Genomic DNA, 17,032 nt, shown 5'->3' on the forward strand with positions numbered 1-17,032 from the left:
GTTTCATGTAACAGAGTAAACATAATAACCCGGCCACCCGCGTCCAACTTCATAACCCCGACTTCATGCAGGTGAGGTTCAGGGAACACGAACCCGACAGCATATTCCTCACCGCTCGCCAAACCCACTAAACTGCCCGAATCTTCACGGTGACCGACTAATAAGGGACAACCCATGAAACGCATCCTGACCGCGCTGGCCATCCTGCTCGTAGCCCTGATGGTTGGCGCCGGCTGGTACGTGTACAGCAAGCAGCCGACCCGCCAGGGCACGGTGGAGCTGGCCCATCTGCAAGGTTCGGTCACCGTGCGCTACGACGACCGTGGCGTGCCGCATATCCGCGCCGAGAACGAGACCGACCTGTACCGCGCCCTCGGCTATGTACATGCCCAGGACCGGCTGTTCCAGATGGAGATCATGCGCCGCCTGGCCCGTGGAGAGTTAGCCGAAGTGCTGGGCCCCAAGCTGCTGGAGACCGACAAATTGTTCCGCAGCCTGCGCATTCGCGAGCGTGCCTTGAGCTACGTCGAGCATATGGACCATGAGTCTGCGCCCTGGAAGGCCCTGCAAGCCTACCTGGACGGGGTCAACCAGTATCAGGACAGCCACGCCAGCCCCATGGAGTTCGACGTACTGGGCATCCCCAAGCGCCGGTTCACCGCCGAAGACACCATCAGCGTCGCCGGCTACCTGGCCTACAGCTTTGCCGTCGCCTTTCGCACCGAACCCTTGCTGACGTACGTACGCGATCAACTGGGCAGCGATTACCTGAAGGTCTTCGACCTCGACTGGCAGCCCAAGGGCGCGCTGAACCTCGCGGCCGGTGACTGGAAGGATTTGGGCGCCATCGCCCAGTTGAGCGAACAGGCCATGGCCGACAACGGCCTGCCGCAGTTCGAAGGCAGCAACGCTTGGGCCATCAGCGGCAGCCGCACCAAGAGCGGCAAGCCGTTGCTGGCGGGTGACCCGCATATCCGCTTCTCGGTGCCGTCGGTGTGGTACGAGGCGCAGCTGTCGGCGCCGGGCTTCGAGCTTTACGGTTATCACAACGCGCTGGTGCCAGTGGCGTTCCTGGGCCACAACAAGGATTTCGGCTGGAGCCTGACCATGTTCCAGAACGATGACCTCGACCTGATCGCCGAGAAGGTCAACCCGGACCACCCCAACCAGGTCTGGTACCACGACAAGTGGGTGGACATGACCAGCAGCGAGCAACAGATCGCGGTCAAGGGCCAGGACCCGGTAACCCTGACCCTGCGCACCTCGCCCCACGGCCCGATCATCAATGACGTACTCGGCGAAAACGCCGGCAAGACGCCGATTGCCATGTGGTGGGCGTTCCTCAACACCGAGAACCCGATCCTCGACGGCTTCTACCAGCTCAACCGTGCCGACACGCTGGCCAAGGCCCGCGCAGCGGCGGCCAAGGTCCAGGCGCCAGGCTTGAATATCGTATGGGCCAATGCCAAGGGCGATATCGGCTGGTGGGCGGCGGCGCAACTGCCGATCCGCCCGGCCGGGGCCAACCCGGGCTTTATACTCGACGGCAGTACCGCCCAGGCGGACAAGCTCGGCTTCTACCCGTTCAGCGCCAACCCCCAGGAAGAAAACCCGGCCCGCGGTTATGTGGTGTCCGCCAATGCCCAGCCCGCGTCCCCCACCGGCATGCCGATTCCCGGTTATTACAACCTGGCAGACCGTGGCCAGCAGTTGAACGCTCAACTGAGCGACAACAGCGTGAAATGGGACGTGGACAACAGCCAGGCCTTGCAGCTCGGCACCACCACCGCCTACGGCCCACGGCTGCTGGCACCGCTGTTGCCGGTGCTGCGTGAAGTGGTCAAGGACCCGGCGCAGTTGAAGCTGGTGGAACAATTGGCAACCTGGAAAGGCGATTATCCGCTGGGGTCCACCAGTGCCACGCTGTTCAACCAGTTCCTGTTCAACCTCACTGACGCCGCGTTCCACCCAAAACTGGGCGATGCAATGTTCAAGACCTTGCTCACCACCCGGGTCGTGGACGCTGCCTTGCCACGCCTGACCGCTTCAGCGGATTCGCCCTGGTGGAATGGCCACCGCGCCGACACCGTCAAGCTCGCGTGGGACAACAGCCTGCAACACCTCAAGGCGACCTTCGGTGACGACCCATCGCAGTGGCAATGGGGCAAGGCCCACACCCTGACCCACGGCCATCCGCTGGGCTCGCAGAAGCCGTTGGACAAGATCGTCAACGTCGGTCCCTTTGCGGCGCCCGGCACCCATGAAGTGCCCAACAACCAATCCGCCCAGATCGGCCCGGCGCCGTGGCCGGTGACGTACGGACCGTCGACCCGGCGCCTGATTGATTTCGCTGATGCCGCCCATGCACTGACCATCAACCCGGTTGGGCAGAGTGGCGTGCCGTTCGACAAGCACTACTCCGACCAGGCAGAGACGTATATCGAGGGCGGGTATGAGCAGGCGCATTTCAATGATGAGGAAGTGACGGCGAATACCCGCAGTACCCTCAAGCTATTGCCGGCCCGGACACCGCAATAACTGAAGAAACAGAAGACCCAATGTGGGAGCGGGCTTGCTCGCGAATGCGGTGGATCAGTCAATACATCTGGTGACTGACACTCCGCATTCGCGAGCAAGCCCGCTCCCACATTTTGATCTGCGTTGTGGCGTCTACCGTGCTCGCAGCCGCCCCGGCGCTTCACCGTAGGTCTCCTTGAATTTCTTGCTGAACGCCGCCTGGGACTGATACCCCGCCTGGGCAGCAATATCCGTCAGGCTCAGCCGCGACTGATGCAGCAGGTTAAACGCCAACTCCATGCGCAACTGCGTCAGTAACACCCACGGCGACACACCCGCCACTTTGACAAACCCGCGCATGAACGTCGCCCGGGACATCGACGCGGCGCTGGCCAGGCTGTCGATGGTCCACTCATGGCCGGGATCCGCCAGCATCGCCTGCCAGGCCTTGCCCAGGCGTTTGTCGGTCAACAAGGCAAAGGTGCCGGCCACCGGCGCTTGCTGCGTCAGCCACGCCCGCAGGATCAAGGTGAACAACGCCGACGACAGCGCATCAATGAAAAACCGCGCGCCCAACCGTTGCCCGTCCGCCTCGCTGCGCAGCAGTGCGATCAATGCAGCCAACTGCCCATCGGCCTGCCACTGCCGGCTGGACACCACCAGGTAGTCCGGCAACGCACCGAACAGCAACGACTGGCGGTTGTAGCGAAAGCTGCCGCAGAGCATGTCCACGTCCGGCTGCTCACCGCCCAGGCGATGGATCGGCAGCAAGCCGCCTTCGATCACGGTCTGCGCCACCGGTTTTACTCGCGCGCCCTGGCTGCGCACCAGGTGCGTCGCGCCACCGGGCATCAACAGGATGTCGCCCTCCTGCAGTGTCACCTGCTGCCCGCCGGACAATTCGGCGCGGCAGGTGCCCGCCAGCACGATGTGATAGGGCGCCACGCCCAGCGGCTCGGGCTCGTGGTCCATGGCCCACGCGCCCTGGAACTGGCAACGCAGGTCCAGGCTGCCCCGCAGGTTGGCCAACGCGATCAAGGTGTCGATGGAGTTCATTTGCGAGCATCGGTCAAAAAGGTGAGCGGATTGAACAATACCGCCAAACCGGAACGGCCCAGACTGGCTTCACACCCAACCCGTTCAGGAGTTAACGCGATGTTCAATAACTGGTCCGACTTGCTGCCTACCGTGAAGAAAGCCTTTGGCGCACTGGGCAAGAGCAACCCGAAGATGGTCAAAGCCTACATGGCGCTGGGGGAAGCTGCCGAGGGAAACAACGTCCTGGATGCCAAGACCCGTGAGCTGATTTCCATCGCCGTGGCCATCACCACACGTTGCGACGGTTGCATCGGCGTGCATGCCGACGCAGCGATCAAGGCCGGCGCCACCCGCGAAGAAGTGGCGGCGACTCTGGCCACGGCGATTTCGCTGAATGCCGGTGCGGCGTATATCTACTCGCTGCGTGCCCTGGAAGCCTACGACACGCTCAAACCGGCGCCGCAAAGTTAAGTCGGAATTGTTGCGGCGTCACGCCCAGTCGGCGATTGAACACACTGCGCATGTGCTGGGCGTCGCGAAAGCCGCACTGGTACGCCACGGTCTTGAGTGGCGCGTGGGTGCTTTCCAGCATCACCCGCGCCGCATCCACCCGCGCCCGCTCGACGAACTCCGCCGGGGTGATCTGCGCTTCCCGGGCGAATACCCGCGAGAAGTTGCGTGCACTCATGTTGGCAGCCTTGGCCAGATCAGCGATGGTCAGGTCGCCCGTCAGGTTGGCCAATACGTAGAGCTGTACCAGCGCCACCGCCGAGGTAGCTTCTGCGTGGGGTGTCAAAAACGGGCTGAACTGCGACTGCCCGCCCGAACGCTGGGTGAACACCACCAGGCGCTTGGCCACGCTGAGGGCGACTTCCGGCCCGTGGTCCTGGGCGAGCAGGTACAGCGACAGGTCGATGCCTGCCGTCACCCCGGCCGAGGTGTAGAGGTTGCCGTCTTGCACGTAGAGGCGGTCGGCTTCGACCTGGGCCGATGGGCACAAACTGGCCAAGTCGGCGGCGTCGCCCCAGTGGGTGGTGACGGTGCGCCCGTCCAGCAGGCCCGCGCGGGCGAGCATGAAGGCGCCGTTGCAAATGGAGCCGAAACGTTTGGCTCGCGCGCTGGCGTCACGCAGCCATTGATTGAACACCGGGCCGAAATCCTCGAAGGGCAGCTGCGGCCCGCCGGCCATCAACAGCAAATCGTAAGGCTCGACGGCTTCACTGAAATGCCGATGCGCCTGCAACGACAAGCCGTTGGAACAGGCCATGTTGCCGTGGCCCAGGCCAATCACCTCCAACTGGTAATGCTCCTCGGGCGGCAGAAAACGGTTGGCCTCGCAGAAAACATCCAGGGGCCCGGTCACGTCCAGTGACTGGACGCCGGGGAAGATCAGGATGGCGACGGTTTTGCCCATGGATAGAAATACCTTTTTCCAACTGAATAAATGCAAAACCCCTGTGGGAGCTGGCTTGCCTGCGATACAGGCGACTCGGTCCATCAGGTATACCGAGGTGATGCTATCGCAGGCAAGCCAGCTCCCACATTTGATCGCGCATAGCCTTGGCGCGATATCGCGGCACATTGGCCGGGATCGCACCCTCGCCGTGATGGCCCCCTCGCGAGCGCGCGACCAGACTGGACTCATCGGCGCCAACCCGGCGCTTTCTTGAGGATAACGACCATGAGCACCACCATCGCCGGCATCAAGATCCCGGACAGCGCCCTGGCCAAGGCCACCACCGAATACATCCGCGACATCGAATCCGACCTGCTGTACCACCACTCCCGCCGGGTGTTTCTGTTCGGCGCCTTGAGTGGGGAGCGCCAGCAGTTGGCCTATAACCCGGAGCTGCTGTACGTCGGCGCCATGTTCCACGACCTGGGCCTGGTGGAAGGTCACCGCAGTGATGACGAGCGCTTTGAAGTGGACGGCGCCAACGCGGCAGCGGATTTCCTCAAGCCTTACGGGCTGAGCGATGACGACATCGAACAGGTGTGGTTGTCCATCGCCCTGCACACCACGCCGGGGGTGCCCAAGCATTTGCGTCCAACCGTGGCGCTGGTGACGGCTGGCGTGGAGATGGATGTGTTGGGGATGGAGTACGCGGCGTTTACCAGCGTGCAGCGCGAAGCGGTGGTACATGCGCATCCACGGGGTGAAGGGTTCAAGGAGTGCATCATCTGCGCGTTTGCCGACGGCTTGCGCCATCGTCCGCAGACCACGTTTGGCAACGTGAAGACCGATGTGCTGGTGGATCAGGAGCCTGGGTTCAAGCCGATGAACTTTGTCGAGGTGATTCGCAAGTCGCCTTGGATGGCCTGACAGAATCGTTCCCACGCTCTGCGTGGGAATGCATCCCTGGACGCTCCGCGTCAGCTCTCAGAGTCGTGACGCAGAGCGTCACAGGAGGCGTTCCCACGCGGAGCGTGGGAACGATCATCCTAGACCGGCGCTGGCGCGCGACGCGAGTCCGCCGGCTTCTCCCAGCCATCCGCAGCCGCTTCTTCAATCGCCTGCTGGATCGCTTTCTTGCGCATCTCTTCCGCGCGGCGGCTGAAGAACCACACCAGGAAGGTCACGATCGACACCGCCAGCAGAATCAAGCTGGCCACGGCGTTGATCTCGGGTTTAACCCCCAGACGCACTGCCGAGAACACTTCCATTGGCAACGTGGTAGAACCCGGCCCCGACACGAAGCTGGCCAGTACCAGGTCGTCCAGCGACAGCGCAAACGACATCATGCCGCCCGCCGCCAGCGACGGCGCGATCATCGGGATGGTGATCAGGAAGAACACCTTCCACGGTCGCGCACCCAGGTCCATCGCGGCTTCTTCAATCGACAGGTCCAGCTCACGCAAACGCGCCGACACCACCACCGCCACATACGCCGAACAGAACGTGGTATGGGCGATCCAGATGGTCACCAGGCCACGTTCCTGGGGCCAACCGATCATCTGCGCCATGGCCACGAACAGCAGCAATAGCGACAGGCCGGTGATCACTTCCGGCATCACCAGCGGTGCCGTCACCAGGCCGCCAAACAGCGTGCGGCCCTTGAACTGGCTGATACGCGTCAGCACGAACGCCGCCAACGTACCCAGCGCCACCGCGGCAATCGCCGTGTAGCAGGCAATTTCCAGGGAGCGACCGACCGAGCCCATCAACTGGGTGTTGTCCAACAGGCCGACGTACCACTTGATCGACCAACCGCCCCACACCGTCACCAGTTTGGATTCGTTGAACGAGTAGATCACCAGGATCAGCATCGGCAGGTAGATGAACAGCAACCCCGCCACCAGCATGAAGCTTGAGAAACTGACGCGCTTCATATCTTGCCCTCCATCTCTTTGGCTTGGCTGCGGTTGAACAGGATGATCGGCACGATCAGGATCGCCAGCATCACCACCGCCAGGGCAGACGCCACCGGCCAGTCACGGTTGTTGAAGAACTCTTGCCACAACACTTTACCGATCATCAGGGTTTCCGGGCCGCCCAGCAGTTCCGGGATCACGAACTCGCCCACCACCGGGATAAACACCAGCATGCAGCCGGCGATGATGCCGTTCTTGGACAGCGGCACGGTGATTTTCCAGAAGCTGTTGAAGGTGCTCGAACCCAGGTCCGATGCGGCCTCCAGCAGGCTTTGATCGTGCTTCACCAGGTTCGCGTACAGCGGCAGGATCATGAACGGCAGGTACGAATAGACCACGCCGATATACACCGCGATGTTGGTGTTGAGGATCTGCAGCGGTTCGTTGATCAACCCCATGGACATCAGGAAGCCGTTGAGCAAGCCGTTGTTGCTGAGGATGCCCATCCACGCGTAGACGCGGATCAGGATCGCAGTCCAGGTCGGCATCATGATCAGCAGCACCAGCACCGTCTGGATTTCCTTGCGCGCGCTGGCAATGGCGTAGGCCATCGGGTAGCCGATCAGCAGGCAGAGGAGGGTGCTGAAAAACGCCATCTTCAGCGAGCCCAGGTACGCCGCGATGTACAACTCGTCATCGCCCAGCATTCCGTAGTTGGCCAGGTTCAGCACCAACTGCAGTTTCTGTTCAACGAAGGTGTAGATCTCGGTGTATGGCGGGATCGCCACGTCGGCTTCGGCAAAGCTGATCTTCAAGACGATGAAGAACGGCAGCATGAAGAACAGGAACAGCCAGAGGAAAGGGATCCCGATGACCACATGCCGGCCACCGGGGGTTATTCGTTGCAGCTGGCGTTTGAACTTCTTCATGTTCATGAGCGAAGTACCACGCCGCTGTCGTCTTCCCACCACACGTACACCTGGTCACCCCAGGTTGGACGCTGGCCACGGCGCTCGGCGTTGGCCACGAAGGATTGCACCAGCTTGCCGCTCGGCAATTCGACGTAGAACACCGAGTGGCCGCCGAGGTAGGCGATGTCGTGCACCTTGCCGCTGGACCAGTTGTGCTCGCAGGTCGGCATTTCGGTGGTCACCAGCAGCTTTTCAGGGCGGATGGCGTAGGTCACCGATTTGTCTTCCACCGAGGTGGCAATGCCGTAGCCGACGTAGATGTCGCGGTCCAGGTCCGGGCACTTGAGTACCGCGTGGCCTTCGGCGTCGTCCACCACCTGGGTGTCGAAGATGTTGACGTTGCCGATGAACTCGCACACCAGGCGGCTGGTCGGCGTTTCATAGATATCGATCGGGCTGCCGATCTGGGCGATCCAGCCCAGGTGCATGATCGCGATGCGCTCGGCCATGGTCATGGCCTCTTCCTGGTCGTGGGTCACCATCACGCAGGTCACGCCGACGCGCTCAATGATCTCAACCAGTTCCAGCTGCATCTGCGAACGCAGCTTCTTGTCCAATGCGCCCATCGGCTCATCGAGCAACAGCAGTTTCGGACGCTTGGCCAGGGAACGCGCCAGGGCCACCCGCTGGCGTTGACCGCCAGACAGCTGGTGCGGCTTGCGCTTGGCGTACTGGCTCATCTGCACCAGCTTGAGCATCTCGGCCACACGGGCGTCGACCTCAGCCTTGGGGATCTTGTCCTGTTGCAGGCCAAACGCGATGTTCTGGGCCACGGTCATGTGGGGGAACAAGGCGTAGGACTGGAACATCATGTTGATCGGCCGCTCGTACGGCGGCATGTCGGTGATGTCCACACCGTCGAGGTAAATGCGTCCTTCCGTTGGGCGCTCGAAGCCTGCGAGCATGCGCAACAAGGTGGATTTGCCCGAACCCGATCCGCCGAGCAAGGCGAAGATCTCGCCTTTCTTGATTTCCAGGGACACATCGTCCACGGCAATCGTCTCGTCGAATTTCTTCGTGACCCGGTCGATTTTGACCAGCACCTTTTTCGGTGTCTGGTCGCCCTCGAGGGCTTTCTTATAGGCGCCGGAGGCAACTGCCATTTACGAAACTCCCAACAAAATTTGCAGCAGGCCCAATACGGGCCAGCCTTGGATAGTTTGAGCCTTAAGCTTTACTTGCCCGTCTTGACCTTGGTCCAACTACGGGTCATCAAACGTTGCACTTTCGGGGGTAGCTCGAAGTTGACAAAAGTCCGGTCGAGAACCGCCTGCGGTGGGTAAACCGCTTCGTCGGTGCGTATCGATTGCTCCATCAGTTTGTCCGCCCCTGGGTTAGGGTTGGCGTAACCGACGTAATCACTGACCTGAGCGATCACCTCAGGTTTCAGCAAATAGTTGATGAAGGCGAGGGCCTCTTTGACGTTGGTCGCATCCTTGGGGATGGCCAGTACGTCGAACCACAGGTTGCCGCCTTCCTTCGGAATCACGTAGGCGATGTTCACGCCCTTACCCGCCTCGGCCGCACGGGCCTTGGCCTGGAACACATCACCGGAGAAGCCGGCCGCCACGCAGATATTGCCGTTGGCCAAGTCCGAGATGTACTTGGAAGAATGGAAGTAGGTCACGTAAGGACGCACTTTCAGGAGTTTCTCTTCAGCCTTCTTATAGTCTTCAGGGTTGGTGCTGTTGGGGTTCAAACCCATGTAGTTGAGCACCGCCGGCAGCATTTCATCCGCCGAGTCCATGAACGACACGCCGCAGCTCGCCAGCTTCTTCATGTTTTCCGGCTCGAACAGCACGGCCCAGGAATCGATCTTGTCGACGCCCAGCACTTCCTTGACCTTATCGACGTTGTAACCAATGCCGTTGGTGCCCCACAGATACGGCACGGCGTACTGGTTGCCCGGGTCGTTCTTTTCCAGACGCTTGAGCAGCGCCGGGTCGAGGTTGGCGTAGTGGGTCAGTTGCGACTTGTCGATTTTCTGGAACGCCCCGGCCTTGATCTGCTTGCCAAGGAAGTGGTTCGACGGCACTACCACGTCATACCCGGTACGCCCGGCGAGCAACTTGCCTTCCAGGGTTTCGTTCGAGTCAAACACGTCATAGACCGGCTTGATGCCGGTGACCTTTTCAAAGTTGGCCAGGGTGTCCGGGCCAATGTAGTCCGACCAGTTATAAATATGCACAGTCGGCGCGGCCTGCACGCTGACAGCCAGCGTGATACCTGCACCCACCAGCAAGGCTTTGCGAAATAACGAAATTGGCAAGTGGAGGTCCTCTTAAATAGTTGGGCCCGAAGTTGTTGCCCGGCAACAAAACCGGCGCGCAACTTACCCTCGATAAACCGATCCGGCAAAACTTTCTGTCATTTAATTGTTTCGCTAACCACCGCGCGCATCGCGGCAGTTAGCGAAACCGGTATCAAAGCGGATTATTTGCCCGATTTGATCTTGGTCCAGCTGCGGGTCATTTCCCGCTGGGTAGCAGCCGGCAAGTCAGCAATGGCATACAGCTTGGCTTGCACGTCCGCTGGCGGATAAATGCCTGGGTCGCTGGTGATGTCTTTGTCGACCAATGCAGTAGCTTTCTCGTTACCGTTCGGGAAACGTACGCTGTTGGTAATGCCCGCCATGACTTCCGGCTTGAGCAGGTAGTTCATGAACTTGTAGGCGGCGTCGACGTTTTCGGCGTCTTTAGGGATGGCGACCATGTCATAGAAGCTGCCGGCGCCTTCTTTCGGAATGTCGTAGGCAACCTTGACCTTGCCACCGGCTTCAGCCGCGCGGGACTTGGCCTGTTGCACGTCACCCGAATAACCCACGGCTACGCAGATGTTGCCGTTGGCCAGGTCGGAGATGTACTTGGACGAGTGGAAGTAGCCAATCGAAGGACGCAGTTTGAGGAACAAGGCCTCGGCTTGCTTGAGGTCTTCTTTCTTCTGGGTGTCGGTCGGCAGGCCCAGGTAATGCAGTGCCACTGGCAGCATTTCGGTTGGCGAATCGAGGAAGCTCACACCGCAGCCTTTCAGCTTGGCGAGGTTTTCCGGCTTGAGGATGGTGTCCCACGAGTCGATCTTGTCGATGCCCAGTGCAGCCTTGACCTTCTCCGGGTTGTAGCCGATGCCGATCGAGCCCCACATGTACGGGAAGGCGTGCTTGTTGCCCGGGTCACTGATGGACACGGCTTTAAGCAGGGATTTGTTCAGGTTGTCGTAGTTCGACAGCTTGGACTTGTCCAGTTCCTGGTAAACACCGGCCTTGATCTGCTTAGCGAGGAAGTTGTTCGACGGTACGACGATGTCGTAGCCGGACTTGCCTGCCAGCAACTTGGCTTCCAGGGTTTCGTTGGAGTCGAACACGTCATAGACCACCTTGATCCCGGACTCTTTTTCAAAGTTCGCGATGGTGTCCGGTGCGATGTAGTCGGACCAGTTATAAACGTGCAGCACTTTATCGTCGGCGTGCGCCGCGCCTGCCATGGCCCCCATCAGGGACAAGGCCAGGAGGGTCTTGCCAGCGTTCTTCAAACCTAATGCCTTCATTCGGTCATGCTCCAATTTTTTCTTTTTTGGGCCACGTTCGTTCTTTAAGTACAACGTGTTTCGCAGCCCGTCTAAGGGGCAACAAAACAGGGCGACAGTCTGGCAAGTTCAGGGGCCGGCTTTCAACCAATGCCCCGCTTTTCTAACACCCCAGAAGCAGCGCCCAACAGGCGCTGCGTTCTGAGCCTAGCATTTAGCCCTGCAATGCCGCCAAAGTCAGGTCCAGGCAGTGCCGCGCCTTGGTCACCAACTCGTCTATCTCGGCCTTGCTGATCACCAGCGGCGGCGAAATGATCATGGTGTCGCCCACGGCGCGCATGATCAGGCCATTCTCGAAGCAGAACGTGCGGCAGATCATGCCAACACCACGGCCTTCATAACGCTTGCGCGTTGCCTTGTCCTGAACCAACTCGATCGCACCGAGCATGCCCACACCGCGAACTTCACCCACCAACGGGTGATCAGCCAGTTCCCTCAAACGCTTTTGCAAATAGGGTGCCGTTTCGTCGTGCACGCGCTTAACAATTTGTTCATCGCGCATGATGCGGATGTTTTCCAGGGCTACCGCTGCCGCCACAGGGTGACCGGAATAGGTGAAGCCGTGGTTGAAATCACCGCCTTCGTTCAGTACTGCGACCACTTCGTCGCGCACGATCAGGCCACCCATCGGTATGTAGCCGGAGGTCAGGCCCTTGGCGATGGTCATCATGTCGGGCTTGAGGTCATAGAAATCGCTACCGAACCACTCACCGGTACGGCCAAAGCCGCAGATCACTTCATCGGCCACGAACAGGATGTCGTACTTGGCGAGGATTTCCTTGATGCGCGGCCAGTAGCTGTCGGGCGGCACGATCACGCCACCGGCACCCTGGATCGGCTCGGCAATAAAGGCGCCGACGTTGTCCACGCCCAGTTCCAGAATCTTCTCTTCCAACTGATTCGCGGCCCACACGCCGAACTCTTCCGGGCTCATGTCGCCGCCTTCGCCGAACCAGTACGGCTGGGCGATGTGGACGATGCCCGGGATCGGCAAGTCGCCCTGTTCATGCATATAGGTCATGCCGCCAAGGCTGGCGCCGGCCACGGTTGAGCCGTGGTAGCCATTCTTGCGGCTGATGATGGTCTTCTTGTTCGGCTGGCCTTTGATCGCCCAGTAGTGGCGGACCATACGCAGCATGGTGTCGTTGCCTTCGGAGCCGGAACCGGTGAAAAACACATGGTTCATGCCTTGCGGGGCGATATCGGAGATGGCTTTGGCCAGTTCCAGCACCGGCGGGTGGGCAGTCTGGAAGAACAGGTTGTAGTAAGGCAGCTCTTTCATTTGCTTGGCGGCCGCATCAGCCAGTTCATCGCGACCGTAACCGATCGCCACGCACCACAGGCCGGCCATGCCGTCGAGAATCTTGTTGCCTTCGCTGTCCCACAGGTAAACGCCGTGGGCTTTGGTGATGATCCGTGGGCCTTTCTCTTTCAATTGCTTGAAGTCGCTGAACGGCGCCAGGTGGTGATCACTGCTCAAGGCTTGCCATTCACGGGTTTGCGGGTTGTTGCTGGACATACCAATCTCCTAGTGTTTCAGGTGAGGGCGCGCCGTTTGAAGGGCGCGCCCGGCGCATCAGACGGCAAAGAGCAGGAATTCCCGCTCCCACGAACTGATCACGCGCTTGAAGTTTTCATGCTCGGCCCGCTTGACCGCGACGTAGCCTGTGATGAATTTGTGACCCAGGTATTTCTCGATGGTCTTGCTGTTTTCCATACGTTCCAGGGCGTCTTCGATGGTCAGCGGCAGGCGCAGGTTGCGGCGCTCGTAACCACGGCCCACCACTGGCGCGCTTGGGCTGATGCCTTCGACCATGCCGATGTAGCCGCACAGCAAGCTGGCGGCAATCGCCAGGTACGGGTTGGCGTCGGCACCCGGCAGGCGGTTTTCCACCCGACGGTTTTGTGGCCCGGCGTCCGGTACCCGCAGGCCTACGGTGCGGTTTTCTTCGCCCCACTCCACGTTGACCGGCGCCGAGGTGTCGGGCAGGAAGCGGCGGAACGAGTTGACGTTAGGCGCGAACAGCGGCAACAGCTCGGGGATGAATTTCTGCAGGCCGCCGATGTGGTGCAGGAACAGCTCGCTCTTGGTCCCGTCTTCGTTGGAGAACACGTTCTTGCCGGTGGCGATGTCGATGATGCTCTGGTGCAGGTGCATCGCGCTGCCGGGCTCGCCGGTCATGGGCTTGGCCATAAAGGTGGCCGCCACGTTGTGCTTGAGCGCCGCCTCGCGCATGGTGCGCTTGAACACCAGGATCTGGTCGGCCAGGGACAGGGCGTCGCCGTGACGGAAGTTGATTTCCATCTGCGCCGTGCCGTCTTCGTGGATCAGCGTATCGAGGTCCAGCTCCTGCAGCTCGCACCAGTCGTAGACGTCTTCGAACAAAGGGTCGAATTCGTTGGCCGCTTCTATAGAGAAGGACTGGCGGCCAGTCTCCGGGCGACCGGAACGGCCAATCGGCGGTTGCAGCGGGAAGTCCGGGTCTTCGCAGCGCTTGGTCAGGTAGAACTCCATCTCCGGCGCCACGATGGGCTGCCAGCCTTTATCGGCGTAGAGCTTGAGGACTTTCTTGAGCACGTTGCGCGGCGACAGTTCGATCGGGTTGCCTTGCTTGTCGTAGGTGTCGTGGATCACCTGGGCCGTAGGCTCTATGGCCCAGGGCACGAGGTACACCGCGTTCTCGTCCGGGCGGCAGATCATGTCGATATCGGCCGGGTCGAGCAATTCGTAATAGATGTCGTCTTCGACATAGTCGCCGGTCACGGTCTGCAACAGAACGCTTTCGGGCAGGCGCATGCCTTTTTCGGCGATGAACTTGTTGGTCGGCGAGATCTTGCCCCGGGTGATGCCGGTGAGGTCGCCAATCATGCATTCGACTTCTGTGATCTTGTGGTCTTTCAACCAATCGGTGAGCTGGTCGAGGTTGTTACTCATAAATGCCTCTGGGCTGTGTTTCCTGACATCCATTAAAGGTCAGGCGTAAGTTGACGCAGCATCCGCGTCGCGTTGCATCACCCGCTTTCGACAGGCATTGCCAAATGCCTGGAAGATTGCGAGGTAGTGCGGGTTAGAGCTTACCTGCCATTCGGGGTGCCATTGCACTCCTAAAGCAAAAGCCTTGCCCGCGGGGACCGAAAAGCCTTCGATCAGGCCGTCCGGCGCGGTGGCCTCGACCTGAAAACCCGGCGCCAGGCGATCGATGCCCTGTGAATGAATCGAGTTGACCTGGATCGTCGACGGCAAGCCCAGGCTTGCCAATACCCCATTCGGGGAGATGGTTACCGGATGTGCCGGGCCATACTGGATATCCAGCGGCTGGGTGTCGTCTTCGCGGTGATCCATCATGCCCGGCACTTCGTGAACCTTCTGGTGCAGGCTGCCGCCAAACGCCACGTTCATTTCCTGGAAGCCACGGCAAATCCCCAGCACCGGAACGCCTGCCGCAATCGCGGCACGCAGCAGCGGCAAGGTGGTTTGGTCCCGTGCAGAATCATGAGCAGTCCCGGGCGCGCTGGCCGGACCATCGTAGTGAAAGGGTTCGATATTGGAAGGTGAGCCGGTAAAAAGAATGCCGTCCAGGCCGTCAAGAATATTGGCCGGGTCGAGCAGATCCGCCAGGGACGGAATAATCAACGGCAAGCCCTTGGCAGCGGTGGCCACTGCACGGACGTATTTGTCGCCACTGATGTGATAAGCATGCAGACCGACCTGTTTGGAGCAGGCGGTGACGCCGATTAACGGCAGGCGAGACATGAAGCACCCCGGTATTATTGCTGTTATGGGTTTGAATCGAGCTTAGCCTTGTTCATTTTTTTACACAACACCCCCGTAAAAAATACAACACGGCCCGCTCAAACGTGCTGGTTCCAAGAGCACCGATCCCAAAAAATCGCCCCAAAAAGCCCCAAAAAAGCCCTCAAGGCGCTTTTTTAGGGCAAAAAAGGCCTCGCTTGACTTCGGCATGCCGTTCGGGTTGACTGAAACCCGAAGAGATCAATGATTGATATTTTTAACAACAAAGGTGTTGCATCATGTCGGTACCCCCGCGTGCCGTTCAGCTTAACGAAGCGAACGCGTTCCTTAAGGATCATCCTGAGGTTCTGTACGTAGACCTTCTAATTGCGGATATGAATGGTGTGGTGCGCGGCAAGCGCATCGAACGCACCAGCCTCCACAAGGTTTACGAGAAGGGCATTAACCTGCCTGCCTCTCTATTTGCCCTGGATATCAATGGCTCAACGGTGGAAAGCACCGGCCTGGGTCTGGACATCGGTGATGCTGACCGAATCTGTTATCCAATCCCCGACACCCTGTGCAATGAACCCTGGCAAAAGCGCCCAACCGCGCAACTGCTGATGACCATGCACGAACTCGAAGGTGAACCTTTCTTCGCCGATCCTCGCGAAGTACTCCGCCAAGTTGTAAGCAAATTTGACGACCTCGGTCTGACCATCTGCGCCGCATTCGAGCTGGAGTTCTACCTGATTGACCAGGAGAACGTGAATGGCCGGCCACAACCGCCCCGCTCGCCGATCTCCGGCAAACGCCCGCATTCGACACAGGTCTACCTGATCGACGACCTCGACGAATACGTCGACTGCCTCCAGGACATTCTGGAAGGTGCAAAAGAGCAAGGCATCCCTGCCGACGCCATCGTCAAGGAAAGTGCCCCGGCGCAGTTCGAAGTGAACCTGCACCACGTTGCCGACCCTATAAAGGCCTGCGACTACGCGGTACTGCTCAAGCGCTTGATCAAGAACATCGCCTACGACCATGAGATGGATACCACCTTCATGGCCAAGCCTTACCCGGGCCAGGCAGGCAACGGCTTACACGTACACATTTCGATCCTGGACAAGGACGGCAAGAACATCTTTGCCAGCGAGGATCCCGAGCAGAACGCCGCATTGCGTCACGCGATCGGCGGTGTGCTGGAGACCCTACCCGCCCAAATGGCGTTCCTGTGCCCTAACGTCAACTCCTACCGTCGTTTCGGCGCACAGTTCTACGTGCCGAACTCGCCGTGCTGGGGCCTGGATAACCGCACCGTGGCGATTCGCGTACCGACCGGCTCGTCCGACGCCGTACGTATCGAACACCGTGTGGCCGGCGCCGACGCCAACCCTTACCTGCTGATGGCTTCGGTCCTGGCGGGCGTGCATCACGGCCTGACCAACAAGATCGAGCCTGGCGCACCGGTGGAAGGCAACAGCTACGAGCAGAACGAACAGAGCCTGCCGAACAACCTGCGTGATGCCCTGCGCGAGTTGGACGACAGCGAGGTGATGGCCAAGTACATCGATCCTAAATACATCGATATCTTCGTCGCCTGTAAGGAAAGTGAGCTGGAAGAGTTTGAACACTCCATCTCCGACCTTGAGTACAACTGGTACCTGCACACCGTGTAAGCGGTTGCCGGGTTAAAAAGAACGCCGCAGGCTTTTGGCTTGCGGCGTTTTTTTATGCCTGTTGTGGCGAGGGAGCTTGCTCCCGCTGGACTGCGAAGCGGCCCCAATAAGAACACCGGGTTCTTTCAGGCAGAACCGAGGCGCAGGTCTTGGGCCTGCTGCGCAGTCCAGCGGGAGCAAGCTCCCTCGCCACAAGGTATGGA

At 60.0% G+C, this 17,032-nt stretch carries 14 protein-coding genes; 4 read left to right on the forward strand and 10 right to left on the reverse strand.

Annotation, left to right across the window (positions count from 1 at the left end; genetic code table 11):
• Positions 1 to 174 precede the first annotated feature (174 nt).
• A complete protein-coding gene (locus tag D109_RS0108865) occupies positions 175 to 2,538 on the forward strand; it encodes a penicillin acylase family protein (RefSeq protein WP_017476577.1) in 2,364 nt (787 codons plus the stop codon).
• A gap of 132 nt (positions 2,539 to 2,670) precedes the next feature.
• On the opposite strand, the gene D109_RS0108870 is transcribed toward D109_RS0108865, so the two are convergent.
• Positions 2,671 to 3,573: an AraC family transcriptional regulator gene (locus D109_RS0108870; RefSeq protein WP_017476578.1), complete on the reverse strand. Its 903-nt coding sequence runs from the start codon at positions 3,571 to 3,573 to the stop codon at positions 2,671 to 2,673.
• Between the two features lie 99 nt (positions 3,574 to 3,672).
• On the opposite strand from D109_RS0108870, the gene D109_RS0108875 reads away from it, so the two are divergent.
• Positions 3,673 to 4,026, forward strand: a complete 354-nt coding sequence (locus D109_RS0108875; RefSeq protein ID WP_017476579.1) for a carboxymuconolactone decarboxylase family protein — start codon at positions 3,673 to 3,675, stop codon at positions 4,024 to 4,026.
• On the opposite strand, the gene D109_RS0108880 is transcribed toward D109_RS0108875, so the two are convergent.
• Positions 4,004 to 4,969: a GlxA family transcriptional regulator gene (locus D109_RS0108880; RefSeq protein WP_017476580.1), complete on the reverse strand. Its 966-nt coding sequence runs from the start codon at positions 4,967 to 4,969 to the stop codon at positions 4,004 to 4,006. The two genes, D109_RS0108875 and D109_RS0108880, sit on opposite strands and share 23 nt — an antisense overlap.
• 267 nt (positions 4,970 to 5,236) lie before the next feature.
• Between D109_RS0108880 and D109_RS0108890 the strand changes: the two genes are divergently transcribed.
• Positions 5,237 to 5,878, forward strand: a complete 642-nt coding sequence (locus D109_RS0108890; RefSeq protein ID WP_017476582.1) for an HD domain-containing protein — start codon at positions 5,237 to 5,239, stop codon at positions 5,876 to 5,878.
• Between the two features lie 119 nt (positions 5,879 to 5,997).
• Here D109_RS0108890 and D109_RS0108895 read toward each other — a convergent pair whose 3' ends face one another.
• The 8 genes from D109_RS0108895 to D109_RS0108930 form a co-directional block, all read right to left on the reverse strand.
• On the reverse strand, positions 5,998 to 6,885 hold the full coding sequence (locus tag D109_RS0108895) for an ABC transporter permease subunit (RefSeq protein WP_017476583.1): 888 nt from the start codon (positions 6,883 to 6,885) through the stop codon (positions 5,998 to 6,000).
• Positions 6,882 to 7,802, reverse strand: coding sequence for an ABC transporter permease subunit (locus tag D109_RS0108900; RefSeq protein ID WP_017476584.1), 921 nt, complete (start codon positions 7,800 to 7,802; stop codon positions 6,882 to 6,884). Before D109_RS0108900 ends, D109_RS0108895 begins: the two co-directional genes overlap by 4 nt.
• Positions 7,799 to 8,941 carry an ABC transporter ATP-binding protein gene (locus D109_RS0108905; RefSeq protein WP_003195240.1) on the reverse strand — a complete coding sequence of 381 codons (1,143 nt, stop codon included), beginning with the start codon at positions 8,939 to 8,941 and terminating at the stop codon, positions 7,799 to 7,801. The genes D109_RS0108900 and D109_RS0108905 overlap by 4 nt, the downstream gene beginning before the upstream one ends.
• A gap of 71 nt (positions 8,942 to 9,012) precedes the next feature.
• A complete protein-coding gene (locus D109_RS0108910; protein WP_017476585.1) occupies positions 9,013 to 10,107 on the reverse strand; it encodes a polyamine ABC transporter substrate-binding protein in 1,095 nt (364 codons plus the stop codon).
• A gap of 164 nt (positions 10,108 to 10,271) precedes the next feature.
• A complete protein-coding gene (locus D109_RS0108915; protein ID WP_026077851.1) occupies positions 10,272 to 11,366 on the reverse strand; it encodes a polyamine ABC transporter substrate-binding protein in 1,095 nt (364 codons plus the stop codon).
• A gap of 208 nt (positions 11,367 to 11,574) precedes the next feature.
• Entirely contained in the window at positions 11,575 to 12,939 is a 1,365-nt protein-coding gene (locus D109_RS0108920) for an aspartate aminotransferase family protein (RefSeq protein ID WP_017476587.1), read from the reverse strand.
• A 57-nt stretch (positions 12,940 to 12,996) separates the two neighbouring features.
• Positions 12,997 to 14,355 (reverse strand): glutamine synthetase family protein, encoded by a 1,359-nt coding sequence (locus tag D109_RS0108925; RefSeq protein WP_010167850.1) that lies wholly within the window; start codon positions 14,353 to 14,355, stop codon positions 12,997 to 12,999.
• Between the two features lie 39 nt (positions 14,356 to 14,394).
• The gene (locus tag D109_RS0108930; protein WP_017476588.1) at positions 14,395 to 15,174 is read right to left on the reverse strand and encodes a gamma-glutamyl-gamma-aminobutyrate hydrolase family protein; all 780 of its coding nucleotides are present in this window, start codon (positions 15,172 to 15,174) and stop codon (positions 14,395 to 14,397) included.
• A gap of 278 nt (positions 15,175 to 15,452) precedes the next feature.
• Here D109_RS0108930 and D109_RS0108935 point away from each other — a divergent pair, with 278 nt between their 5' ends.
• Positions 15,453 to 16,829 (forward strand): glutamine synthetase family protein, encoded by a 1,377-nt coding sequence (locus tag D109_RS0108935; RefSeq protein ID WP_003213894.1) that lies wholly within the window; start codon positions 15,453 to 15,455, stop codon positions 16,827 to 16,829.
• Positions 16,830 to 17,032: the final 203 nt, after the last annotated feature.

The organism is Pseudomonas sp. PAMC 26793, assembly GCF_000313235.1.
Classification (GTDB): Bacteria; Pseudomonadota; Gammaproteobacteria; order Pseudomonadales; family Pseudomonadaceae; genus Aquipseudomonas; species Aquipseudomonas yamanorum.

Excerpts from the sequence above, each read along its gene's own strand:
- D109_RS0108880 (WP_017476580.1), bottom strand. The coding sequence starts at position 4,969 with ATGGGCAAAACCGTCGCCATCCTGATCTTCCCCGGCGTCCAGTCACTG.
- D109_RS0108895 (WP_017476583.1), bottom strand. The coding sequence starts at position 6,885 with ATGAAGCGCGTCAGTTTCTCAAGCTTCATGCTGGTGGCGGGGTTGCTG.
- D109_RS0108865 (WP_017476577.1), top strand. The coding sequence starts at position 175 with ATGAAACGCATCCTGACCGCGCTGGCCATCCTGCTCGTAGCCCTGATG.
- D109_RS0108875 (WP_017476579.1), top strand. The coding sequence starts at position 3,673 with ATGTTCAATAACTGGTCCGACTTGCTGCCTACCGTGAAGAAAGCCTTT.
- D109_RS0108900 (WP_017476584.1), bottom strand. The coding sequence starts at position 7,802 with ATGAACATGAAGAAGTTCAAACGCCAGCTGCAACGAATAACCCCCGGT.
- D109_RS0108930 (WP_017476588.1), bottom strand. The coding sequence starts at position 15,174 with ATGTCTCGCCTGCCGTTAATCGGCGTCACCGCCTGCTCCAAACAGGTC.
- D109_RS0108935 (WP_003213894.1), top strand. The coding sequence starts at position 15,453 with ATGTCGGTACCCCCGCGTGCCGTTCAGCTTAACGAAGCGAACGCGTTC.
- D109_RS0108905 (WP_003195240.1), bottom strand. The coding sequence starts at position 8,941 with ATGGCAGTTGCCTCCGGCGCCTATAAGAAAGCCCTCGAGGGCGACCAG.
- D109_RS0108920 (WP_017476587.1), bottom strand. The coding sequence starts at position 12,939 with ATGTCCAGCAACAACCCGCAAACCCGTGAATGGCAAGCCTTGAGCAGT.
- D109_RS0108870 (WP_017476578.1), bottom strand. The coding sequence starts at position 3,573 with ATGAACTCCATCGACACCTTGATCGCGTTGGCCAACCTGCGGGGCAGC.
- D109_RS0108890 (WP_017476582.1), top strand. The coding sequence starts at position 5,237 with ATGAGCACCACCATCGCCGGCATCAAGATCCCGGACAGCGCCCTGGCC.
- D109_RS0108925 (WP_010167850.1), bottom strand. The coding sequence starts at position 14,355 with ATGAGTAACAACCTCGACCAGCTCACCGATTGGTTGAAAGACCACAAG.